The 19,714-nt window shown below is 64.9% G+C and carries 14 protein-coding genes; 10 read left to right on the forward strand and 4 right to left on the reverse strand.

Translation table 11 applies throughout. The features are described from left to right. The first annotated feature begins 42 nt into the window (after positions 1 to 42). The 7 genes from AC1DSJ_RS05115 to AC1DSJ_RS05145 all read left to right on the forward strand — a co-directional run bounded on the left by AC1DSJ_RS05115 (position 43) and on the right by AC1DSJ_RS05145 (position 9,764). Positions 43 to 1,179, forward strand: a complete 1,137-nt coding sequence (locus tag AC1DSJ_RS05115; RefSeq protein ID WP_054426523.1) for a polysaccharide biosynthesis/export family protein — start codon at positions 43 to 45, stop codon at positions 1,177 to 1,179. A gap of 84 nt (positions 1,180 to 1,263) precedes the next feature. Next, complete coding sequence (locus AC1DSJ_RS05120; protein ID WP_441371508.1) at positions 1,264 to 3,525, forward strand: GNVR domain-containing protein; 2,262 nt, start codon at positions 1,264 to 1,266, stop codon at positions 3,523 to 3,525. Between the two features lie 20 nt (positions 3,526 to 3,545). Continuing rightward, complete coding sequence (locus AC1DSJ_RS05125) at positions 3,546 to 4,949, forward strand: phosphomannomutase/phosphoglucomutase (protein ID WP_054426521.1); 1,404 nt, start codon at positions 3,546 to 3,548, stop codon at positions 4,947 to 4,949. 13 nt (positions 4,950 to 4,962) lie between these two features. Continuing rightward, positions 4,963 to 6,630 carry a glucose-6-phosphate isomerase gene (gene pgi, locus AC1DSJ_RS05130; protein ID WP_175171372.1) on the forward strand — a complete coding sequence of 556 codons (1,668 nt, stop codon included), beginning with the start codon at positions 4,963 to 4,965 and terminating at the stop codon, positions 6,628 to 6,630. A gap of 11 nt (positions 6,631 to 6,641) precedes the next feature. Next, a complete protein-coding gene (galE, locus tag AC1DSJ_RS05135; protein ID WP_342066723.1) occupies positions 6,642 to 7,742 on the forward strand; it encodes a UDP-glucose 4-epimerase GalE in 1,101 nt (366 codons plus the stop codon). A gap of 194 nt (positions 7,743 to 7,936) precedes the next feature. Then, positions 7,937 to 8,884, forward strand: a complete 948-nt coding sequence (gene epsC / locus AC1DSJ_RS05140) for a serine O-acetyltransferase EpsC (protein WP_054426518.1) — start codon at positions 7,937 to 7,939, stop codon at positions 8,882 to 8,884. Positions 8,885 to 8,945: 61 nt separating this feature from the next. After that, entirely contained in the window at positions 8,946 to 9,764 is an 819-nt protein-coding gene (locus tag AC1DSJ_RS05145; protein WP_054426517.1) for an NAD-dependent protein deacetylase, read from the forward strand. 105 nt (positions 9,765 to 9,869) lie between these two features. On the opposite strand, the gene AC1DSJ_RS05150 is transcribed toward AC1DSJ_RS05145, so the two are convergent. The 3 genes from AC1DSJ_RS05150 to AC1DSJ_RS05160 form a co-directional block, all read right to left on the reverse strand. After that, positions 9,870 to 10,733: an inositol monophosphatase family protein gene (locus AC1DSJ_RS05150; RefSeq protein ID WP_346550674.1), complete on the reverse strand. Its 864-nt coding sequence runs from the start codon at positions 10,731 to 10,733 to the stop codon at positions 9,870 to 9,872. Between the two features lie 207 nt (positions 10,734 to 10,940). Beyond that, positions 10,941 to 12,410 carry an NAD-dependent succinate-semialdehyde dehydrogenase gene (locus AC1DSJ_RS05155; protein WP_054426515.1) on the reverse strand — a complete coding sequence of 490 codons (1,470 nt, stop codon included), beginning with the start codon at positions 12,408 to 12,410 and terminating at the stop codon, positions 10,941 to 10,943. Positions 12,411 to 12,534: 124 nt separating this feature from the next. Then, positions 12,535 to 13,797 carry a 4-aminobutyrate--2-oxoglutarate transaminase gene (locus AC1DSJ_RS05160; protein ID WP_441371509.1) on the reverse strand — a complete coding sequence of 421 codons (1,263 nt, stop codon included), beginning with the start codon at positions 13,795 to 13,797 and terminating at the stop codon, positions 12,535 to 12,537. Between the two features lie 96 nt (positions 13,798 to 13,893). Between AC1DSJ_RS05160 and pdxR the strand changes: the two genes are divergently transcribed. Further along, positions 13,894 to 15,387 (forward strand): MocR-like pyridoxine biosynthesis transcription factor PdxR, encoded by a 1,494-nt coding sequence (gene pdxR, locus AC1DSJ_RS05165; RefSeq protein ID WP_441371510.1) that lies wholly within the window; start codon positions 13,894 to 13,896, stop codon positions 15,385 to 15,387. A 69-nt stretch (positions 15,388 to 15,456) separates the two neighbouring features. On the opposite strand, the gene AC1DSJ_RS05170 is transcribed toward pdxR, so the two are convergent. Continuing rightward, positions 15,457 to 16,353 (reverse strand): DUF72 domain-containing protein, encoded by an 897-nt coding sequence (locus tag AC1DSJ_RS05170; protein WP_441371511.1) that lies wholly within the window; start codon positions 16,351 to 16,353, stop codon positions 15,457 to 15,459. 150 nt (positions 16,354 to 16,503) lie between these two features. Here AC1DSJ_RS05170 and AC1DSJ_RS05175 point away from each other — a divergent pair, with 150 nt between their 5' ends. Together AC1DSJ_RS05175 and AC1DSJ_RS05180 are read left to right on the forward strand one after the other, a co-directional pair. Next, positions 16,504 to 18,609 (forward strand): ATP-dependent helicase, encoded by a 2,106-nt coding sequence (locus tag AC1DSJ_RS05175; RefSeq protein ID WP_175171367.1) that lies wholly within the window; start codon positions 16,504 to 16,506, stop codon positions 18,607 to 18,609. A 65-nt stretch (positions 18,610 to 18,674) separates the two neighbouring features. Next, complete coding sequence (locus AC1DSJ_RS05180) at positions 18,675 to 19,703, forward strand: magnesium and cobalt transport protein CorA (protein ID WP_054426510.1); 1,029 nt, start codon at positions 18,675 to 18,677, stop codon at positions 19,701 to 19,703. Positions 19,704 to 19,714 lie beyond the last annotated feature (11 nt).

Here is a 19,714-nt window from a genome sequence, read left to right on the forward strand (position 1 = left end):
GGCTCCTTTCCAAGCAACGAAGTCATTCACAGTGGATTTGCCATGACGACATTTTTCGGAACGTTGAGCCGGGCCATCGCCGCTATCGCGCTCGTGTCCTCGCTAGGCGCTTGCGCCCTGTCACCCGGTATGACCTTCAGCGCCGGCCATCTCGTTGATCCGCTGGACCCGAACTCCGTGGCGCCGATCAAGGAAATTACGCCTTCGCTCGTGGTGGACGACTTGCGCGCCCGCCAGGCATTGATCAATAACGACGGCGTCGAACGCCTGGTTGGTACCGTTGAACCCTACCGCATTGGACCCGGAGACATCCTCTCCATTGTCGTGTGGGATCACCCCGAGCTCGTCCTTCCGACGCAAACCTACGCCATCGGAACTGGGGTGACCGAACTAATCATGGGAGATACCGCCTCGGGCATTCCGGGCTATACGGTCTCATCCACTGGATACATCCAATTTCCGTATGCAGGATTGCTGAAAGTGGCGGGGTTGACGGAACTTCAGGCGCGCAATCTCATAGTGAATAGTTCCGGCAAGTACATCCAGGATCCGCAGATCACGGTACGCGTGCTGGGCTATCGAAGCAAGCGTGTCTACGTCGAAGGCGAAGTGAAGTTGCCGGGCACGGTTGCCATCAACGACATTCCGATGACTCTGCTTGAAGCGGTCAACCGCGCGGGAGGTTTGTTGCCTACCGCTGATCGCAGCGCCGTCTATGTGATTCGTGATGGACGCCGGACTCGCGTGAATCTGCCTGCGCTGATCGAGCGTGGCCAAGACTTGAATCAAGTGATGCTGAAGTCGGGCGACATCGTGCGTGTCACGCCGCGAGACGACAGCAAAGTGTTCGTGATGGGCGAGGTGTTCCTGCCCACCACGGTGGTGATGCGCGACGGACGGATGTCGTTGACCGAGGCGCTGGGCATGGCGGGAGGACCTAACCAGCTCACGGCTGACGCGTCGCAAATTTTTGTAGTCCGCAGTACCGAGGAAGCGATGCCGCTGGTGTTCCATCTGAACTCCAAGTCGCCGCAGGCCTTGGCGGTAGGAGCGAAGTTCGAGCTGGAGCCCAAAGACGTCGTGTTCGTGGATACGGCTGCGCTGGTGCGGTGGAACCGCTTCATCAGCAACCTGTTCCCGAGCGCGCAAACGGTACAGACCGTGAAGTCGATCAACTAAGTCCGCCTTTCGGGGCCGCAAGGCTCCAAAACCACGCCTTTGGGGGCGCCGCGTCCGCGGCGGCGCCCACGTCTGGAGAGCTGCATGTCGTTGCCCATCGAATCATTCGAGCCGAACGTCCCGGCTCGCCAGCAGGAAACCCCGTTGTCGTCCCATGTGGATGCAATCGTGTCGAACCGGTGGATGATCTTCGCGATCACCTTGCTCGCCTTCCTGGGCGCCTTGGCCTACGTGATGGTGACCCCATCGGTCTATTCGGCCGACATCATCGTGCAGGTTGAAGAGGAAATGCCGAACGGCCAGGCGCGCAGCCTGTTGGGCGATGTGTCCGCCATGTTCGACACCAAGGCCGAAACCTCCGGCGAAATGGAAGTGCTGCGTTCGCGCATGGTGGTGGGACCCGCCGTCGATAAATTCCTGCTCTACATCCACGCCAAGCCTCGCTACTTCCCGGTGGTGGGCGAATGGCTTGCACAGCGTTATGAAGCGCTGCCGTATCCGTCCAGCCTGCCGCGTGGCGGTTATGCATGGGGCGGAGAATCCATTGCGATCTCGCAGCTGGATGTGCCCAACGAATGGCTGGGCAAGCCGTTTCGCGTGACCACGCTTGGCGAAGGCCGCTACACGCTGACCGACAAATTCACCGGCGCCACGTTCAACGGCACGGTGGGCAAGGCCGAGCATTTCCTGTTGCCTGGCGGTGGCGCCATGGACGTGCACATCGATGCGTTGGCAGGCCGGCCCGGCACCGAATTCACCGTGTCGCGCAGCTCGCGCCTGGCGGCCATTGAAGACGTGCAATCGCACCTGGGCATCTTCGAGCGCGGCCGCACATCGGGCGTGATCGGCGTCACGCTGGAAGGCAATGACCCGGCGTTGACCACCGCCGTGCTGAACCAGATCGGCCAGGAATACGTGCAGCAGAACGTGAACCGGAAGTCGGCGCAAGCGGAAAAATCGCTGGGCTTCCTGGAGCAGCAACTGCCTATCCTGAAGGGCGAGCTGGACGCGGCCGAAACCAAGTACAACGCCTTGCGCAACAAGCGCGGCACGATCGACCTGAGCGAAGAAGCCAAGCTGATTCTGGCGCAATCGGTGGATGCGCAAACGAAGGTGATGGAGCTGCGTTCGAAGCGTCAGGAACTGATCACGCGCTTTGCGCCCACGCACCCGAGCATCGTCGCCATCGACCGCCAGATTGCATCGCTGTCGGGGGACGTCAGCCGCATTGGCAACAACATCAAGCAGCTGCCGGATCTGGAGCAAGACGTGGTGCGCCTGGTGCGTGATGTGCGCGTGAACACCGAGCTCTACACGGGGCTGTTGAACAACGCGCAGCAACTGCGTTTGATCCGCGCCGGCAAGGTGGGCAACGTGCGCATCCTGGATGCCGCCGTGCAGCCTGACCGCCCCGTGCGCCCCAAGGCCGCGATCATTCTGGGCGTGGCCACCGCCATCGGCCTGATCTTCGGCATGCTGTGCGCCTTTGTCCGCAACGCGTTGTTCGGCGGCCTGTCCGAACCCGAAGACGTCGAACGCTACACGGGCCTGCCGGTGCTGGCCGCCATTCCCTACAGCGACATGCAGGACAAGCTGTGGCGCCGCAGCCGCCGCAAGAACGCGACGGTGCCTGCGCTGTTGGCGCAAAGCCAGGGCAACTCGCCACCCATCGAAAGCCTGCGATCGTTCCGCAATGTGCTGCAAGCGTCGCTGCGCCAATCGGCCAACAACATGGTCATGTTTACCGGCCCGGTGGCGGGCGTGGGCAAGTCGTTCCTGTCGGCCAACTTCGCGTTCATTCAGGGCGGCGTGGGCAAGCGCGTGCTGCTGATCGACGCCGACTTCCGCAAGGGCCAACTGAACCGTTATTTCGGCGTGCCGAAGGAAGACGGTTTGTTCGAAGTGCTGTCGGGCACGATCCCGCTGGCACGCGTCAAAAAGCACAGTGTGTCTGAAGGCGTGGACTTCATCGCCACGGGTGCGGTGACGTTCGACCCGTCTGAACTGCTGGCCTCGCCGGTGTTTGGCGCCACGCTGCGCGAACTGTCTTCCCAATATGACATGGTGATTCTGGACACCGCGCCCGTGCTGTCGTCGCCCGATGCGGCGGTGGTGGGCACGCATGCCGCGGCAGTCATGGTGGTGGTGCGCTCCGGCCAAAACACCGTGGGTGAAATCCGCGAGACCGCCAAGCGGCTCATCCAGGCAGGTGCGCCCGTGGACGGCGTGTTGTTCAACGGCTTGAAACTCATGCCGGAACGCTTTGGCTTCCGGTCCAAGTATGGGAGCTATCGATACTCCCGTGCGGCGTATTACGGCGATTTCAAACAGAGCGGCCCCAAATAACGCCACCCGGAGAAACTGGCATGCACGGAACTTTTGGCTGGGATACCCCGCAAATTCTGGATGCGGTTTTCAAGGCTTATGACATACGCGGCACGGTGCCGGACGAAATCGATGCGCGCTTCGCGCACAGCCTGGGCATGGCGGTGGGCAGCAAGGCACGGGACCTGGGCGCGCGTTCGATTGTGGTGGGACGCGATGGCCGGCTGAGCAGCGTGGAGCTGGCGGCGGCGCTGCAAGCCGGTTTGCGTTCGGCAGGCATGCACGTCATCGACCTGGGCATGGCGACCACGCCGATGGTGTACTTCGCCACGCGCCTGATGGACACGGGCGCGGGCATTGCGGTGACGGGCAGCCACAACCCGCCCGCGCACAACGGCTTCAAGATTGTGCTGGACGGCGCGTCGCTGTACGGCGAGGGCATCACCGCGCTGCGCGATGCGATGCGCTTGCCGATTGAATCGGCCGACGTGCCGGGCGGGCGCACGCAGATGCAGCTTCAGCCCTGCTACGCGGCACGGCTGGTGGGCGACATCCGCATGGCGCGCCCGATGAAGATCGCCATCGACTGCGGCAGCGGCGTGGCAGGCGCGGTGGCGCCCGCCTTGTTTCGCGCCTTGGGGTGCGAAGTGACGGAACTGTTCTGCGAGGTGGATGGCTCGTTCCCCGGCCATCACCCTGATCCTGCCGACCCCCAAAACCTGCAAGACCTGATCTATTGCCTGCGCTATTCCGATTGCGAAGTCGGCCTGGCGTTTGACGGCGATGGCGACCGGCTGGGCGTTGTCACTAAATCGGGACAGATCATCTGGCCAGACCGGCAACTGATTCTGTTTGCGCGCGACGTGCTGGCGCGCAACCCGGGCGCCGAGATCATCTACGACGTCAAGTGCAGCCGCCACGTGGCGCGCGCCGTCGTCGAAGCGGGGGGGCGGGCCACCATGTGGAAATCAGGGCATTCCCTGATCAAAGCCAAGATGCGCGAGACGGGAGCGCTACTTGCTGGAGAGATGAGCGGCCACATGTTTTTCAAAGAGCGCTGGTACGGCTTTGACGATGGCATCTACGCCGCTGCACGGCTGCTGGAAATTCTGTCGTCTGCTCCGGACCCGTCAGGCTTGCTCGAAAGCCTGCCTCAGTCTTGCGCGACCCCCGAAATCAAGCTGGACACCGCCGAAGGCGAGCAGTTCGAACTGGTGGAGACATTGCGCGCACAAGGGGAATTCCCGGGCGCCGTGTCCATCAACGATCTGGACGGCGTGCGGGTGGACTATGCCGACGGCTTCGGCCTGGCGCGTCCATCCAACACGACGCCGACGGTGGTTTTGCGTTTTGAAGGAGACACCGTGGCCGCGTTGGCCCGTATTGAGGAGGACTTCCGCAACGCGTTCCGGCGCATTGCACCTCATGTTCGTTTACCGTTCTAAGGAGCATCACGCGATGGGTAAGGCCAATTATGCGATTGAGGCGTTAAGGGCGAATTCCGGCCTGGCGCAGAGCCCCGAGTGGCAGGCGTTTGCGCAGGCGGCGCAAACTGCCGAATTGGATGCCAGCACGCTGAAAGTGATCGAAGCGGCCGGGTTGTGCGTGGACCTGACCATGCAGCGCCAGTCTCCGGCGCTGGAGGCCGCGGCGCTGAATCTGTTGCAGGCGCGCGCGCTGGCGGATGCCCGCCACGCGCTGTTCGCCGGCGATCCGGTCAACTGGACGGAAGGCAAGCCCGCGTGGCATACGGCGCTGCGAGCCGGCCGCACGCGCGAGCAACCTGACGGCCAGGACGCCGATTCCGTTTGCGAATATTCGCGCATGACGGACTTCGTGCGCCGCGTGGATCAGACGGCAGATTTTTCCACCGTGCTGCATATTGGTATCGGCGGCAGCGACTGGGGCCCGCGCCTGGCCATCCAGGCGTTTGGCGGCCCGTCGCAACGCCGCCAGATCCGCTTCGTGTCCAACATCGACGGCCATGCGTTTCACGACGCCATCGCCGGCCTGGACCCGCGGCGTTGCCTGGTGGTGGTGTCGTCCAAATCTTTCACCACGTCTGAAACCCTGCACAACGCACGCGCGGCCATTGCCTGGCTCAAGCAAGGCGGTGTAGCCGACGTGTCTGAACATCTGGCGGCGGTGACCGCCAATGCGCCGGCGGCGCGCGCGCTGGGCGTGCCGGCCAGCCAGGTGTTCAAGATGTGCGACTGGGTGGGCGGACGCTATTCCGTGTGGTCGGTGGCGGGCCTGTCGATTGCGTTGACCGTGGGCGCCGATGTGCTGATTGGCATGCGCGCGGGCGCCGAAGCGATGGACCAGCACTTCCAACAAGCACCATTCGCTGCCAATGCGCCGATTCAACTGGCGCTGGCCGGGCTGGTCAATTGCAGCGTGCTCGGCCACAACTCGTTGAACATTGCCGCGTACAGCGCGCGTCTGCTGCACCTGGTGACTTATCTTCAGCAGTTGGAAATGGAATCGCTGGGCAAGCGCGTGGCGGGCGATGGCACGGCGGTGGGGGTGCCCACGGCGCCCATCATCTGGGGCATGCCGGGCACCGATGGCCAGCACACCTTCTTCCAATGGCTGCATCAAAGCGAAGACGGCGCGCCGGTGGACTTCATCGCCAGCCTGCAAGGGCATACCGACAGCCCGGACGCGCATCGCCTGTTGCTGGCCAATTGCCTCGCGCAGCGGCAAGCGCTGTTGCGCGGCAAGTGCCTGGAGCAAGCGCTGCAAGACGTGGCGCATATCGACGACCAGGAGCGCGCGCTAAGCCTCGCGCAGCACATGGTGCATCCGGGCGGACGGCCGTCAACGCTGATCGTGCTGCGTCAACTGGACCCGCGCGGTCTGGGCGCGCTGCTGGCGCTGTACGAACACAAAGTGTTTGTGCAAAGCGTGGTCTGGGGCATCAACCCGTTTGACCAATGGGGTGTGGAACTGGGCAAACGGCTGGCCACGGGCATTGAACGTGAACTGGCCGTGCCGGTGTCGGCCGGCGTGGTGGACTGGGGGCATGACGCGTCCACCTCGTACTGGATCGACCGTTATCGCGGCCACGCACAGGCGCCGCGCCCGCGCCATGCATGGGTGCCCGGCATGGCCGCACACCTTTGACGGAGACGGGCATGCCGGACCTGCATGTGCTGGTGACGGGCGGGGCGGGCTACATCGGCACGCACACGCTGGTGGCGATGGTGGAGGCGGGCCAGCGGCCGCTGGTGCTGGATAACTTCAGCAACGGCAGCCGCGAGGCCGTGCGCCGGGTCGAACAACTGTGCGGCGTGCCGATACCGCTTATCGAAGGCGATATCCGCACGCCCGGGTTGATTGAATCCGTGCTGGCCGGCGCGGCGGCCAGCGGTACGCCGGTAGAAGCAGTGCTGCATCTGGCCGGCTGCAAGGCGGTGGGCGAATCGGTGGCGGACCCGCTCAAGTATTACGACAACAACGTCACAGGGTCGATGGTGCTGTTGCGCGCCATGCGTGACACGGGGGTCACGCGGCTGGTGTTCAGTTCGTCGGCCACGGTCTATGGCGAACCGCAGTATCTGCCGTTCGATGAGTCGCATCCTTTGGCGCCCACCAATCCTTACGGGCGCACCAAGCTGATGGTGGAAGAGATGCTGCGCGACGTCTGCGTGGCGGACCCGGCCTTCAGCGCGCTGACTTTGCGCTACTTCAATCCTATCGGCGCGCACGCGAGCGGCCGCATCGGCGAAAGCCCGCGCGACCTGCCCAATAATCTGTTCCCCTTCATTACCCAGGTGGCGGTGGGCCGGCAGCCGTATCTGCGCGTGTTCGGCGACGACTACGACACCGCCGATGGCACGGGCGAACGCGACTATCTGCACGTGATGGATCTGGCGCGCGGGCATGTGCTGGGGTTGGCGCACGCCATGACGCACACGGGCTTTGCCGCGGTGAACCTGGGCACGGGGCAGGGCACCAGCGTCTTGCAGCTGGTGCGCGCGTTCGAGGCGGCCAGCGGCTGCCGGATTCCGCTGAACCGGCAGGGACGGCGCGCGGGAGACGTGGCGCGGACCTGGGCCGACCCGGCGCTGGCGGCATCGCTGCTGGGCTGGCGCAGCACGCATGACGTGGCGGCGATGTGCGCGGACGGCTGGCGCTGGCAGCAGGGGAATCCGCAGGGGTATGACGCCGAGGCCCATACGGACGAATCTGCGGGGCAGGCCGTGCGCGATCCGGCGGGTCGGGCCGCGGCATAACCCCAATGGCGTGTCGGAGGGATTCCGGAAACGGGGCGCCTGCGGTTACAGTTGACGGCATTATTGCGTAGCAGCATGGCGCAGGCGGCGCATCCGCCCACGCCATGCACCCGTCAGTGAGGCTCTCCCATGTTTGAATTCCATCCGTATGCCGGACGCCGCGGACAACACCGCGCCCGCCAGGGGCAGTCGCAATGAGCGGCCCCACCTACATCCCGCCCGCCCACTGGAACCTGGACAGCATCGTGTCCGGCCTGCGCGACGCGCGCGTGGCGTGGCGCGGCCCGCGTGGCCGCCTGCGTGAAGACTCGGGCCTGCGTGAATTCCCGTCGCAGGAAAGCCTGCGTCAGATCATCAAAGACCTCTGTGGCGCCTTGTTCCCGATGCGCCTGGGCCCCATCGACCTGCGCGAAGAGGTCGAAGACTTCTATGTGGGGCACACCATCGGCGCGGCCTTGGACGCGCTGTTGCATCAGGTCTGTCTTGAACTGCAATACGTGGGCCGTCACGAACACGCGGACCCTGCCCAAACCCAGCAACGCGCCATCGAAATCGTGCGCCAGTTCGGCGCCGAGCTTCCGCGCGTGCGCGCCGCCCTCGACCTGGACGTCACCGCCGCCTATCAAGGCGACCCGGCCGCGCACAGCGTTGACGAAGTGCTGCTCTGCTATCCCGGCGTGGCGGCGATGATTCATCACCGCCTGGCCAACGTGCTGTATCGGCTGAACGTGCCGATGCTGGCCCGTATCGTGGCCGAGATCGCACACGCCGACACCGGCATCGACATCCACCCGGGCGCCACCATCGGCCGCAGCTTCTTCATTGATCACGGCACGGGTGTCGTCATTGGTGAAACCGCCATCATCGGCGACCGCGTGCGGCTCTATCAGATGGTGACGCTTGGCGCCAAGCGCTTCCCGCCCGGTGAAAACGGCGAGCTCAAGAAGGGCCTGCCGCGTCACCCGCTGATTGAAGATGACGTCGTGATCTACGCGGGCGCCACCATCCTGGGCCGCGTCACGATCGGCAAGGGCTCGACCATTGGCGGTAACGTCTGGCTCACGCGCAGCGTGCCGCCGGGCAGCAACGTCACGCAGGCCAGCCTGGTCAGCGACATGCCCGACTGCGGGCTGGGCGGCTAAGCGCCGTCCACGCGGGCGCTGCCCCTGCGGGCGGCGCCCAGACCGGCACACAGGAGTCAGGATGGACACACGAGTCTCGGACCTGGCCGCCTTGCGCGGCTTCATCGACCGCCACCCGCGGCTGTTCGTGCTGACGGGGGCGGGCGTCAGCACTGACTCCGGCATTCCCGACTACCGCGACACCGAAGGCGAATGGAAGCGCAAGCCGCCCATGACGTTGCAGACGTTCATGGGCGACGACCTGGCGCGCGCCCGCTACTGGGCGCGCAGCATGGTTGGCTGGCGCCGCTTTGGCCACGTCAAACCCAACGATTCGCACCGGGCGCTGGCGCGGCTGGAGTCGCAAGGCCACATCAGCGTGCTGGTCACGCAAAACGTAGACGGCCTGCATGAAGCCGCAGGCAGCCGCGAGGTCGTGGACCTGCACGGCCGGTTGGATGAAGTGCGCTGCATGAACTGCGATTGGCGCGGTGGCCGCCAGCCCTGGCAAGAGGCCTTGCAGCAGGGCAACCCGTATTGGACGTCGCTGGACGCCACCGATGCGCCCGACGGCGACGCCGATCTGGACGGCGAAGATTTCTCGCAATTCACCGTGCCGCCGTGTCCGCGCTGTGGCGGCATCGTCAAACCGGATGTGGTGTTCTTCGGCGAAACCGTTCCGCGCGACCGTGTGGACCGCGCCAACGCGGGCTTGATGAGCGCCGACGCGGTGCTGGTCGTGGGCTCATCATTGATGGTGTATTCGGGCTACCGCTTCGTGACGGCGGCGGCGCGTAACGGCGTGCCGATTGCCGCCATCAACCTGGGCCGCACCCGCGCCGACAGCCTGTTGACCCTGAAGGTGGAACAGCCTTGCGCGGTGGCGCTGGACGCCTTGTAACCGGCCGGTTTTTGACCGGTTTAAGCAAGTGCTTGCCCCGTAAGGGATTTTTCCCGCTGTTACAGACCTTTCCAAAGGGTTGTCCACAGGAACTGTGGATAATTCCTAGGGATTACCCGCGTCTGCCATCTCTACGGCCTCGCCCAGCAGGGCCTTGCGGGCGGCGTGCCAGCTGCCGGCGTCGGGTGCGTACAGGAGCCCGCCTGTGCGGTGCGTGGGCTTGTAGGGCGATCCGTCAAAGCGCGCGGCATAGCCGCCGGCCTCGCGGTGCAGCAGCCAGCCCGCCGCGTGGTCCCACGCCGTCAGCTGGTTGTACAGCGCAATGTGGCAATGCCCGGCGGCCAGCATGCGGTATTCATGCGCGGCGCAACGCAGCGACGCGGTACTGGCCAAGCGCGACAGATGGCCGTTGACGGTGGTGCGCAGCGGCTCGGGCAGGGCGCCCGTGGCGATCAGGCCATCCATGTCTTCCAGGGGCGCAGGCGGCGCCACGGTCAGCGGCACGCGCCGGCCGTTCTCGTATTCCATCCAGGCGCCTTCGCCGCGCACGGCCAGCGCGCTGTCGCGGTTGACCGGGTCGTAGATGACGCCCGCGATGACGTCGCCGCGATGGCAGGCCGCGATCATCATGCCGAACAGCGGCAGGCCCGCGACGTAGTTGCGGGTGCCGTCGATGGGATCAATCAGAAAGGCCAGGTCAGCGTCGACCAGCATGTTCAGCAAGGCCGGGTTGCGCGCGGACGCTTCTTCACCAATGAGCACGGCACCCGGGTGCAGCTTGGCCAGCCGCGCGCCGATCATGCGTTCGGCGGCTTCGTCTGCGTCGGTGACCAGATCGCGCGGCGAACTCTTGCCTCGCACCGAGCCTTCCGGCAGGTTGCGAAAGCGCGGCATGACTTCCGTCAGGGCGGTTTCGGCCAGCACGGCGGCAAGCTTGCGGGTGTCCTCAAGGGTAAAAGTTCTGCTCATTCGGTGTCATCCAGGGAACGCGCAAATCTATCACGCCTGAGCGGCAATTGATCGTGATTTATAAGTCACTGGATTGAAAGGACATTTTCCGGCTATGCAGGAGTTATCTGCCGGGTTGTCCACAGTTGCTGGGGATAAGCCGGGCATGTCTGATGACATCCCGCCTTATCCCCGGTGCGCGGCAGGGCGCCGCGCACCGGTTGGGCGTCAGGCGCCCAGATCCACGCAGAGGTACTTGATTTCGAGGTATTCCTCGATGCCGTACTTCGAGCCTTCACGGCCCAGGCCGGATTGCTTCACGCCGCCAAACGGGCCGACTTCGTTCGAGATCAAACCCGTGTTGATGCCGACGATGCCGTATTCCAGCGCTTCGGACACGCGCCAGATGCGGGCGTAGTCGCGCGTGAAGAAATAAGCGGCCAGACCGAAGATGGTGTCGTTGGCCATGCCAATGACTTCTTCTTCCGTTTCGAAGCGGAACAGCGGTGCGACCGGGCCGAAGGTTTCTTCGGTGGCAAAGCGCATCGACTGCGTCACGTCGCGCACGACGGTGGGTTCGAAGAACGTGCCGCCCAGCGCATGCGGCTTGCCGCCAGCGATGACCTTGGCGCCGTGGGACGTCGCGTCAGCGATGTGTTCCTGCACCTTTTCAACGGCGTTGGCGTCGATCAGCGGACCTTGCGTCACGCCATCACCAAAGCCGTCGCCCACCTTCATGGCGTTGACCTTGGCGACCAGGCGCTTGGCGATTTCTTCGTACACGCCGGCCTGCACGTAGATGCGGTTCGCGCATACGCACGTCTGGCCTGCGTTGCGGTACTTGGAGGCCAGGATGCCGTCGACCGCGCGGTCCAGATCGGCGTCGTCGAACACGATGAAGGGCGCGTTGCCGCCAAGTTCCAGCGACAGCTTCTTGATGGTCGGGGCGCATTGCTCCATCAGCGTGCGGCCGACTTCGGTGGAACCCGTGAAGCTCAGCTTGCGCACCACGTCGCTTTCGCACAGGGCGGCGCCGATGTCGCGCGAGCTGCCGGTGATGACGTGGAACACGCCAGCCGGCACGCCGGCTTCTTCGGCCAGCACGGCCAGCGCCAGCGCGGTCAGCGGGGTTTGCTGAGCGGGCTTGACGACCATGGTGCAACCGGCAGCCAGCGCGGGGCCGACCTTGCGGGTGATCATGGCGGCCGGGAAGTTCCACGGCGTGATGGCGGCGGTTACGCCGATGGGCTGCTTCAATGCCAGCAGGCGCTGGCCAGCCTTGGGGCTTTGCAGCACGTCGCCGTCGATGCGCTTGGCTTCTTCTGCAAACCATTCCAGGAACGACGCGGCGTAGGCGATTTCGCCGGCGGCTTCGGTCACGGGCTTGCCCTGCTCGGACGTCATGATGGCGGCCAGGTCTTGCTGGTTCTGCATCATCAGTTGCGCCCACTTCAGCAGGATCGCGGCGCGTTCCTTGCCGGTCTTGGCGCTCCAGGCCGGCAGCGCGGCTTGAGCGCTGGCGATGGCCTGTTCGGTTTCCTTGCGGCCCAGCTTGGGCACGGACACGATGGTCTTGCCGGTGGAGGGGTTGTCCACCGGGATCGACGCGCCATTGCCGGCGCCAACCCACTTGCCGTCGATGTAGCAGGCGTCGCGCAGCAGTTCAGGGCGCGACAGGGGGTGAGTCAAAGCGGTCATTATCGGAGTCTCCTTGAATGAAATGCAGCGGGGTCAGGAAACGGCTGCGGGCGTGGCGGTAAACCGCTGCACGCCCGCAATTGCCATGCCTGCCCACCGGCTATCGGGGTTCAGGCCCTGAACGTCAAGCGGCCAGCGCTTCCGACAGGATAACCAGCGCGCGGTCGAATTGCGCGTCGGGAATCGTCAGCGGGTACAGGAAGCGCAGCACGTTGCCGTACACGCCGCAGCTCAGCAGGATCAGGCCTTGTTCCAGCGCGCGCGCTTGCACACGCTTGACGGCTTCGGCGTCCGGCTTGCCATCGGCGTCGTTCAGTTCCAGCGCCACCATCGAGCCCAGGCCGCGCACATCGGCGATACCCGGGACCTTGGCGCGCAGGCCTTCCAGATGGGCGCGCAGCTTCTCGCCCAGCACGTTGGCGCGGTCGCACAGCTTTTCTTCAGCGATGACGTCCAGCACGGCGTGCGCGGCGGCAACTGCCAGCGGGTTGCCGGCGTACGTGCCACCCAGGCCGCCAGCGGCCGGGCCGTCCATGACATCGGCGCGGCCGACGACGCCCGAAATCGGGAAGCCGCCGCCCAGGCTCTTGGCCATGGTGATCAGGTCGGCTTGCACCGAGTGGTGTTCCATCGCGTACAGCTTGCCGGTGCGGCCAAAGCCCGTTTGCACTTCGTCAGCGATCAGCAGGATGCCGTGCTCGTCGCAGAGCTTGCGCAGCGCGGTCATCAGTTCAGGCGGGGTGATGTTGAAGCCGCCTTCGCCTTGCACCGGTTCGATGATGATGGCGGCCACGCGCTTCGGATCGATGTCGCACTTGAACAGCAAGTCCAGCGCCTTGAGCGAGTCAGCCACGCTGATGGCTTGCGTGGCGTTGGGGAACGGCACGTGATAGATGTCGCCGGGCATCGGGCCGAACGACAGCTTGTACGGGGCGACCTTGCCGGTCAGCGCCATGCCCAGCATGGTGCGGCCGTGGAACGAACCCGAGAAGGCGATGACGCCCGAGCGGCCCGTCGACGAACGCGCAATCTTGATGGCGTTTTCTACGGCTTCGACGCCGGTCGTGAAGAAGGCGGTCTTTTTCAGGCCGTCGATGGGGGCCAGGCGGTTGATGCGCTCTGCCAGCGAGATGTAGCCTTCATACGGCACGATCTGGTAGGCGGTGTGCGTGAAGTTGTCCAGCTGGGCGGACACGGCGGCCTTGACCTTGGGGTGCAAGTGGCCGGTGTTCAGCACGGCGATGCCGCCTGCGAAATCGATGTATTCCTTGCCGTTGGCGTCCCACAGCGTGGCGTTTTCAGCGCGCACGGCGTAGAAGTCGCACATGACGCCAACGCCGCGCGGCGTGGCCAGGGAACGGCGGGTATTCAGGTCCTGATTCTTCATCTCTGCCTCGGGGAACGTGATGGGCGGGAAAAACCTTATTTAATGCTACGATGGCCCCATTTGTGGGAACCACTTTGATAAAACAGGTAGAACCAATTGCGGTCCATTGTTGGTGACTTGCTTCTGCTGCGCTTGGCAGATGGCTCTACTGAGCCGATGAACAAGCGCCTGTATCGCGGAATCCGTGAAGCGATCCTCGACGGCGCCATCGCGGCGGACTCGCGGCTGCCCGCCTCACGCGACCTGGCCGCCGAGCTCGGCATCGCCCGCAACACCGTCGTTCACGTCTACAGCCAGCTGCTGGCCGAAGGCTATACGCGCAGCCGCCAGGGCAACGGCACCTTCGTCAACGCGTCAGTGCCGGACTCGTATCTGGCCAGCGGCCGCCGCCTGCGCCAGCCGCCGCAAGCCCAGCCGGGGCCGGCGCTGTCGCCGCGTGGCGCGGCCATCGTCGATGGCGTGTCGGCCTCGCCTTATCAATGGGGGGCGTTCATGCCGGGCGTGCCCGACCTGACCGAATTCCCGCACAAGAAGTTTGGCCGCATTTTCAGCGCGCTGTGGCGCAACCCGTCGCCTGACTTGCTGACTTACGCCTACGGCGGCGGCCTGCCTGCGCTGCGCGAGGCCCTGGCCCAGCATCTGGCGCTGACGCGTTCCATCGATTGCGACCCGGAACAGATCATCATCACCGAAGGCTCGCACCAAGCCATCGACCTTACCACCCGCATCCTGGGCGAAGCCGGAGAAACGGCGTGGGTCGAAGACCCGGGCTACTGGGGCGCCCGCACCATCCTGCAAGCCAATGGCCTGCACACCGTGCACCTGCCTGTCGACGAAGAAGGCATGCGCCTGCCTGAAACAGTGGGCACGCCGCCGCGCTTCATCTTCGTCACGCCGTCGCATCAATATCCGCTTGGCCCTGTCATGTCGTTGACCCGGCGCCGCCAGTTGCTGGCCGTGGCGCGGCAATGCGGCAGCTGGATCATCGAAGACGATTACGACAGCGAGTTCCGCTTCTCGGGCCGGCCCATTGCATCGCTGCTGGGGCTGGAGCCGGACGCGCCCGTCATCTATATGGGTACGTTCAGCAAGACGCTGTACCCGGGGCTGCGCGTGGGCTATCTGGTGCTGCCCAAGCCGCTGACGGCCGCGTTCCAGGCGGCGCACGCCGAGCTGTACCGCGAAGGCCACTTGATGACGCACGCGGCGCTGGCGACCTTTATTTCAGAAGGCCATTACGCCGCCCACATCCGCCGCATGCGCATGCTGTATGGCCGGCGGCGCGCAATGCTCGTCAACCTGATCGAACGCCGCCTGGGGCCGGATTGGCTGCATCGCGACGCCAGCATGGCGGGCTTGCATCTGGTGCTGACGCTGCCGCCGGACATGGATGACCTGCGCGTGGTGGACGTGGCGCGCAGCAAGGGCGTGCTGACGCGTGCGCTGTCGCGTTATTACGTGAATGAAGCAGGGCGGCGGCCGGGGCTGCTGTTGGGGTACGCCTGTGTGCCCGAGCACGACATTGCCCGCAAGTTCGAGGTGTTGCTGGAAAGCCTGGCGGAAGTGGCGCGCAAGCCGGCCGCGGCTTGAGCGGTGCCCGTCAGGCTTAAAACGGTACCAAGGCGGCATCACAAGCATCCGCACGGCGTCAGAACGGAACTAAAACGGCAACAGCGCCGACGCGAAGGCGGCGGCGTTGCGCATGCCTTGGTCTTCAAAGTTGGTATTGAACACGGCGTGGGCCTGCGCGCTTTGCGTGGCCAGCCGCGAAAAGCGTTCCGCCAGCTCTGCCAGTTCCTGTTCGGTGTACTCGTATTGAAAGCGCCCCGACGAGGCCGTGCCCGACACATTCCACGCGTCGGTGTTGCGGCCGTGCAGGCGCAGCAAGGTTAGATCGGGATGTGTGCATTCCCATATGGCGGGCACCGTGTTCTCAAAGCCTTGCGGCGCGTCGACCACCGTGTGCACCACGCCCAGGTCGCGTTCAAACGCCAGCGTGTCCGCGATGGCGGCCGGGCTGTCAAACCAGCTGCGATGCCGGAACTCCACGGAAATCAGATGCTCTTCCATGCGCCGCGCGCAATCGGCCACATGCGCGCGGCCCCGCGCATCGCGCCGGACCCAGGGCGGAAACTGGAAATGCACCGCGCCTAGTTTGCCCGGCATGCGCAGCGGTTCCAGCGCCAGCTGATAGCGGCGCCACAGCGCATCGCGCAAGTCTTCCGGCATCTGGCCGTGATAGATGATGGGCTCCGGCCAATCGTCCAGTTCGCGCTGGATGTCGCGGGGCAGGGCGGCAAGCGGCGTCTGGTGGCCAGTGAATAGCCGGAAGGCCTTGATGTTGAAGACAAAATCGTCCGGCGTGCGTTGGTCCCAAAGATAGGCGTTGTCGGCCGAGGGCAGGGCGTAGTAGCTGGAATCGACCTCGGCCAGCCGGTAGCGCGAGGCGTAAAAGCGCAGCCGCGATTCGGCGCTGCGGGCCTCGGGCGGATAAAAGCGGCCGCAGGCAAGCAGGGTGGGATCGGTCCAGGAGGCGGTGCCGGTCAGAAGGCGCATGGGGGGAATCGGGTTCGTATCGTGCCGGCGGCGGGGCCGGCTACGCTGCTATGATAGCTGGATAAATAGCCAGTCATTGGCCGCCAATTCAGCCCAGCCCGCCGGTCAGGTTTTGCCGCCCAGCCGTGCCCAGCGCCGTCACAACGCGTCATGCCCGATCAGAATCCCGCTTCTACTCCCGCCCGTCCCGACCCTCTGGCCGACTTGAATCCCGCGCAGCGCGAAGCTGCCGAATTCGGCGTGGCGGGCGCTGCCGGCGATGACGGCCCCTTGCTGGTGATTGCCGGGGCGGGTTCAGGCAAGACCAACACGCTGGCGCATCGTGTCGCGCACCTGATCCTGAACGGCGCCGATCCCCAACGCATGTTGCTGCTGACCTTTTCACGCCGCGCCGCGCAGGAAATGGATCGCCGCGTGGGTTCGGTATTGCAGCGGGTGATGAACCTGCGCGGCTCGCAACAGGCGCCGTCGCTGCCGTGGGCGGGCACGTTCCACGCCATCGGCGCGCGCCTGCTGCGCGACTGCGCGCTGCGCATCGGCCTGTCGGAAGCCTTCACCATCCATGACCGCGGCGACGCCGAAGACCTGATGGGGATGGTGCGGCACGAGCAGGGCCTGTCGTCCACCAAATCCCGTTTTCCCTTGAAAGGCACATGCCTGGCCATTTATTCGCGCGTGGTCAACAGCCAGACGCCGGTGGCCGACGTGCTGAAAACGTCATTCCCTTGGTGCGCCCAATGGGAAGACGAACTGAAGAATCTGTTTCGCGGCTATGTGGCCGCCAAGCAGGATCAGCAGGTGCTGGACTACGACGACCTGCTGCTCTACTGGGCCGAGATGATGTCCGACCCCGGCATCGCGGCCGACGTGGGGGCGCGGTTCGACCACGTGCTGGTGGACGAATACCAGGACACCAACCGCTTGCAATCGGCCATTCTGCTGGCGATGAAGCCCGATGGGCGCGGGCTGACGGTGGTGGGCGACGACGCCCAATCCATCTATTCCTTCCGCGCGGCCACGGTGCGCAACATCCTGGACTTCCCGACGCAATTCCCCAAGCCCGCCCGCGTCATCACGCTGGACCGCAACTACCGCTCCACCCAGCCCATCCTGAACGCATCGAATGCGGTGATCGGGCTGGCGACGGAGCGCTTCGCCAAAGACCTCTGGACGGATCGCGCGTCGTCGCAATTGCCTGAACTGGTGACTGTCAGCGATGAAGCCGGTCAGGCGCGTTGGGTGGCCGATCAGGTGTTGGCGCAGCGCGAGGGCGGCGCCACGCTGAAATCGCAGGCGGCGCTGTTCCGCACGGCCAGCCACAGCGCCGCGCTGGAACTTGAGCTGACCCGCCGCAACATCCCCTTCGTGAAATTTGGCGGTCTGCGCTTTCTGGAAGCCGCGCACGTGAAGGACTTGCTGTCGCTGTTGCGCTGGGCCGAGAACCCGCGTGGCCGCATGGCGGGCTTTCGCGTGGCGCAGTTGATGCCGGGCATTGGCCCCGCCACCGCCGGCAAACTGATGGACGCCATGTCTGCGTCCGCCGAACCGCTGCAAGCCCTGCGCGAATTCAAGCCGGGCGCAGCCGCCCAGGAAGAGTGGGGCGCCTTTGCCGATACCTACGCGGCCTTGTGCGACCCCGGCCTGCGCTGGCCCGCGGATGTCGATCTTGCCCTGCGCTGGTATGCCGGCCAGCTCGAACGCCTGTATGACGATGCCCGCGTGCGCAAGACCGATCTTGACCAACTGGTGCGCCTGGCGGCGGGCTATCCGTCGCGCGAACGCTTCCTGACCGAACTGACGCTGGACCCCCCCGATGCCACCAGCGATGAGTCCGGCGCGCCGTCCCGCGACGAGGACTACATGATCCTGTCCACCATCCATTCCGCCAAGGGCCAGGAATGGAAGGCCGTATACGTGCTGAACGTGGTCGACGGCTGCATTCCTTCCGACATGAGCACCGGCACCGCCGAAGAAATCGAGGAAGAACGCCGCCTGCTGTACGTGGCCATGACGCGCGCGAAAGAACGCTTGCAGCTCATCGTGCCGCAGCGCTTTTATGTGCATCAGCAAACGGGCATGGGCGACCGCCATGTGTACGGCTCGCGCACGCGCTACATCACGAATGCGATGCTGCCGCTGTTTGACCATCTGCCCAAGCCACCCGCACTGTCTGATTTGCCCGGCGGCGGCCAGCCCAAGGAACCCCAGGCGCCCAGCATCGACGTCACCAAGCGGGTGCGCAGCCTGTTCTCCTAGCCTGGGCTATCATCGGCCGATGTTTATAAGTTGTCCGGTAGGGATCGCGTTGCCAAAGGAAGTCCATGTCCGCCGAAGATAGTTTTGCCGACGCCCACAAGGGCGAGGTGGTCGCGTCGATTGCCTACGTGAACGGGCGCCGCGACCGCGAAGTTCCCATCGACGAGGTGGGGCAGCACATCACCCGGTACAACAGCCAGCCCCAGGGCCAACCGCCCGGCATGTTGTGGATAGGTCTGCGCAACCCCACGCCGGAATTGCTGGCCCGGATCACCGGCGAACTGGGCGCCTGCGGCAAGAACCAGGAAGAAATGCTGGAGCCGCACCGGCGGCCGAAGATCATCGACTACGGCAACATGGTCCTGATCGTGACCATCACGGTCGAGGTCGAAGCCGAACGGCCCATCTTTGGCGAGACCCAGCTACTGATTGGCGACGGCTTTCTCGTCACCGTGCGCCGGGGTGCGACGGCGGCGCACAGCCCCTTGCGTGAACGGCTGGAAGCCTCGCCCGATTTGCTCAAGCGCGGCAGCGATTACGTGGCGTCTGAAGTGCTGGACTGGCTGGTCGACCGCTATGTGGCCGCGGCCGGCAAGATCGAAAGCGTGGTCGAGGGCGCGGAACAGAAGCTCCTGATCCGCGGCGCCAAAGATACTGATATCCGCAGGCTGTACCGGCAGCGCCGCGACCTGCTGCGCATACACACCGTGGTGTCGCCGATGGCCGAGATCTGCCGCCGCCTGGCGCGCGTCGAGATGTCGGCGGTGGATGAACATGCACGCCCATACTTCGGCGAAGTGGCCGACCGGGTGCTGCGCGTGGACGAACTGTTCAATGCCTTGCGGGAATCGCTGGCCTTCGCGTTTGAAGCCAGCCTGATGATCGGGCAGGCGGCGCAGAACGACACCACCCGCAAGCTCGCGTCCTGGGCCGCCATTCTGGCGGTGCCGACGGCTATTGCCGGCATCTACGGCATGAACTTCAAATTCATGCCCGAACTGGAATCGCCCTGGGGATATCCGATTACGCTGGGCGTCATCGCATCCATCTGTTCGGTGCTGTACTGGCGCTTCCGCAAGTCGGGCTGGCTGTAGGCGCGGGCTCG

The organism is Achromobacter sp. 01N37 (assembly GCF_056399725.1).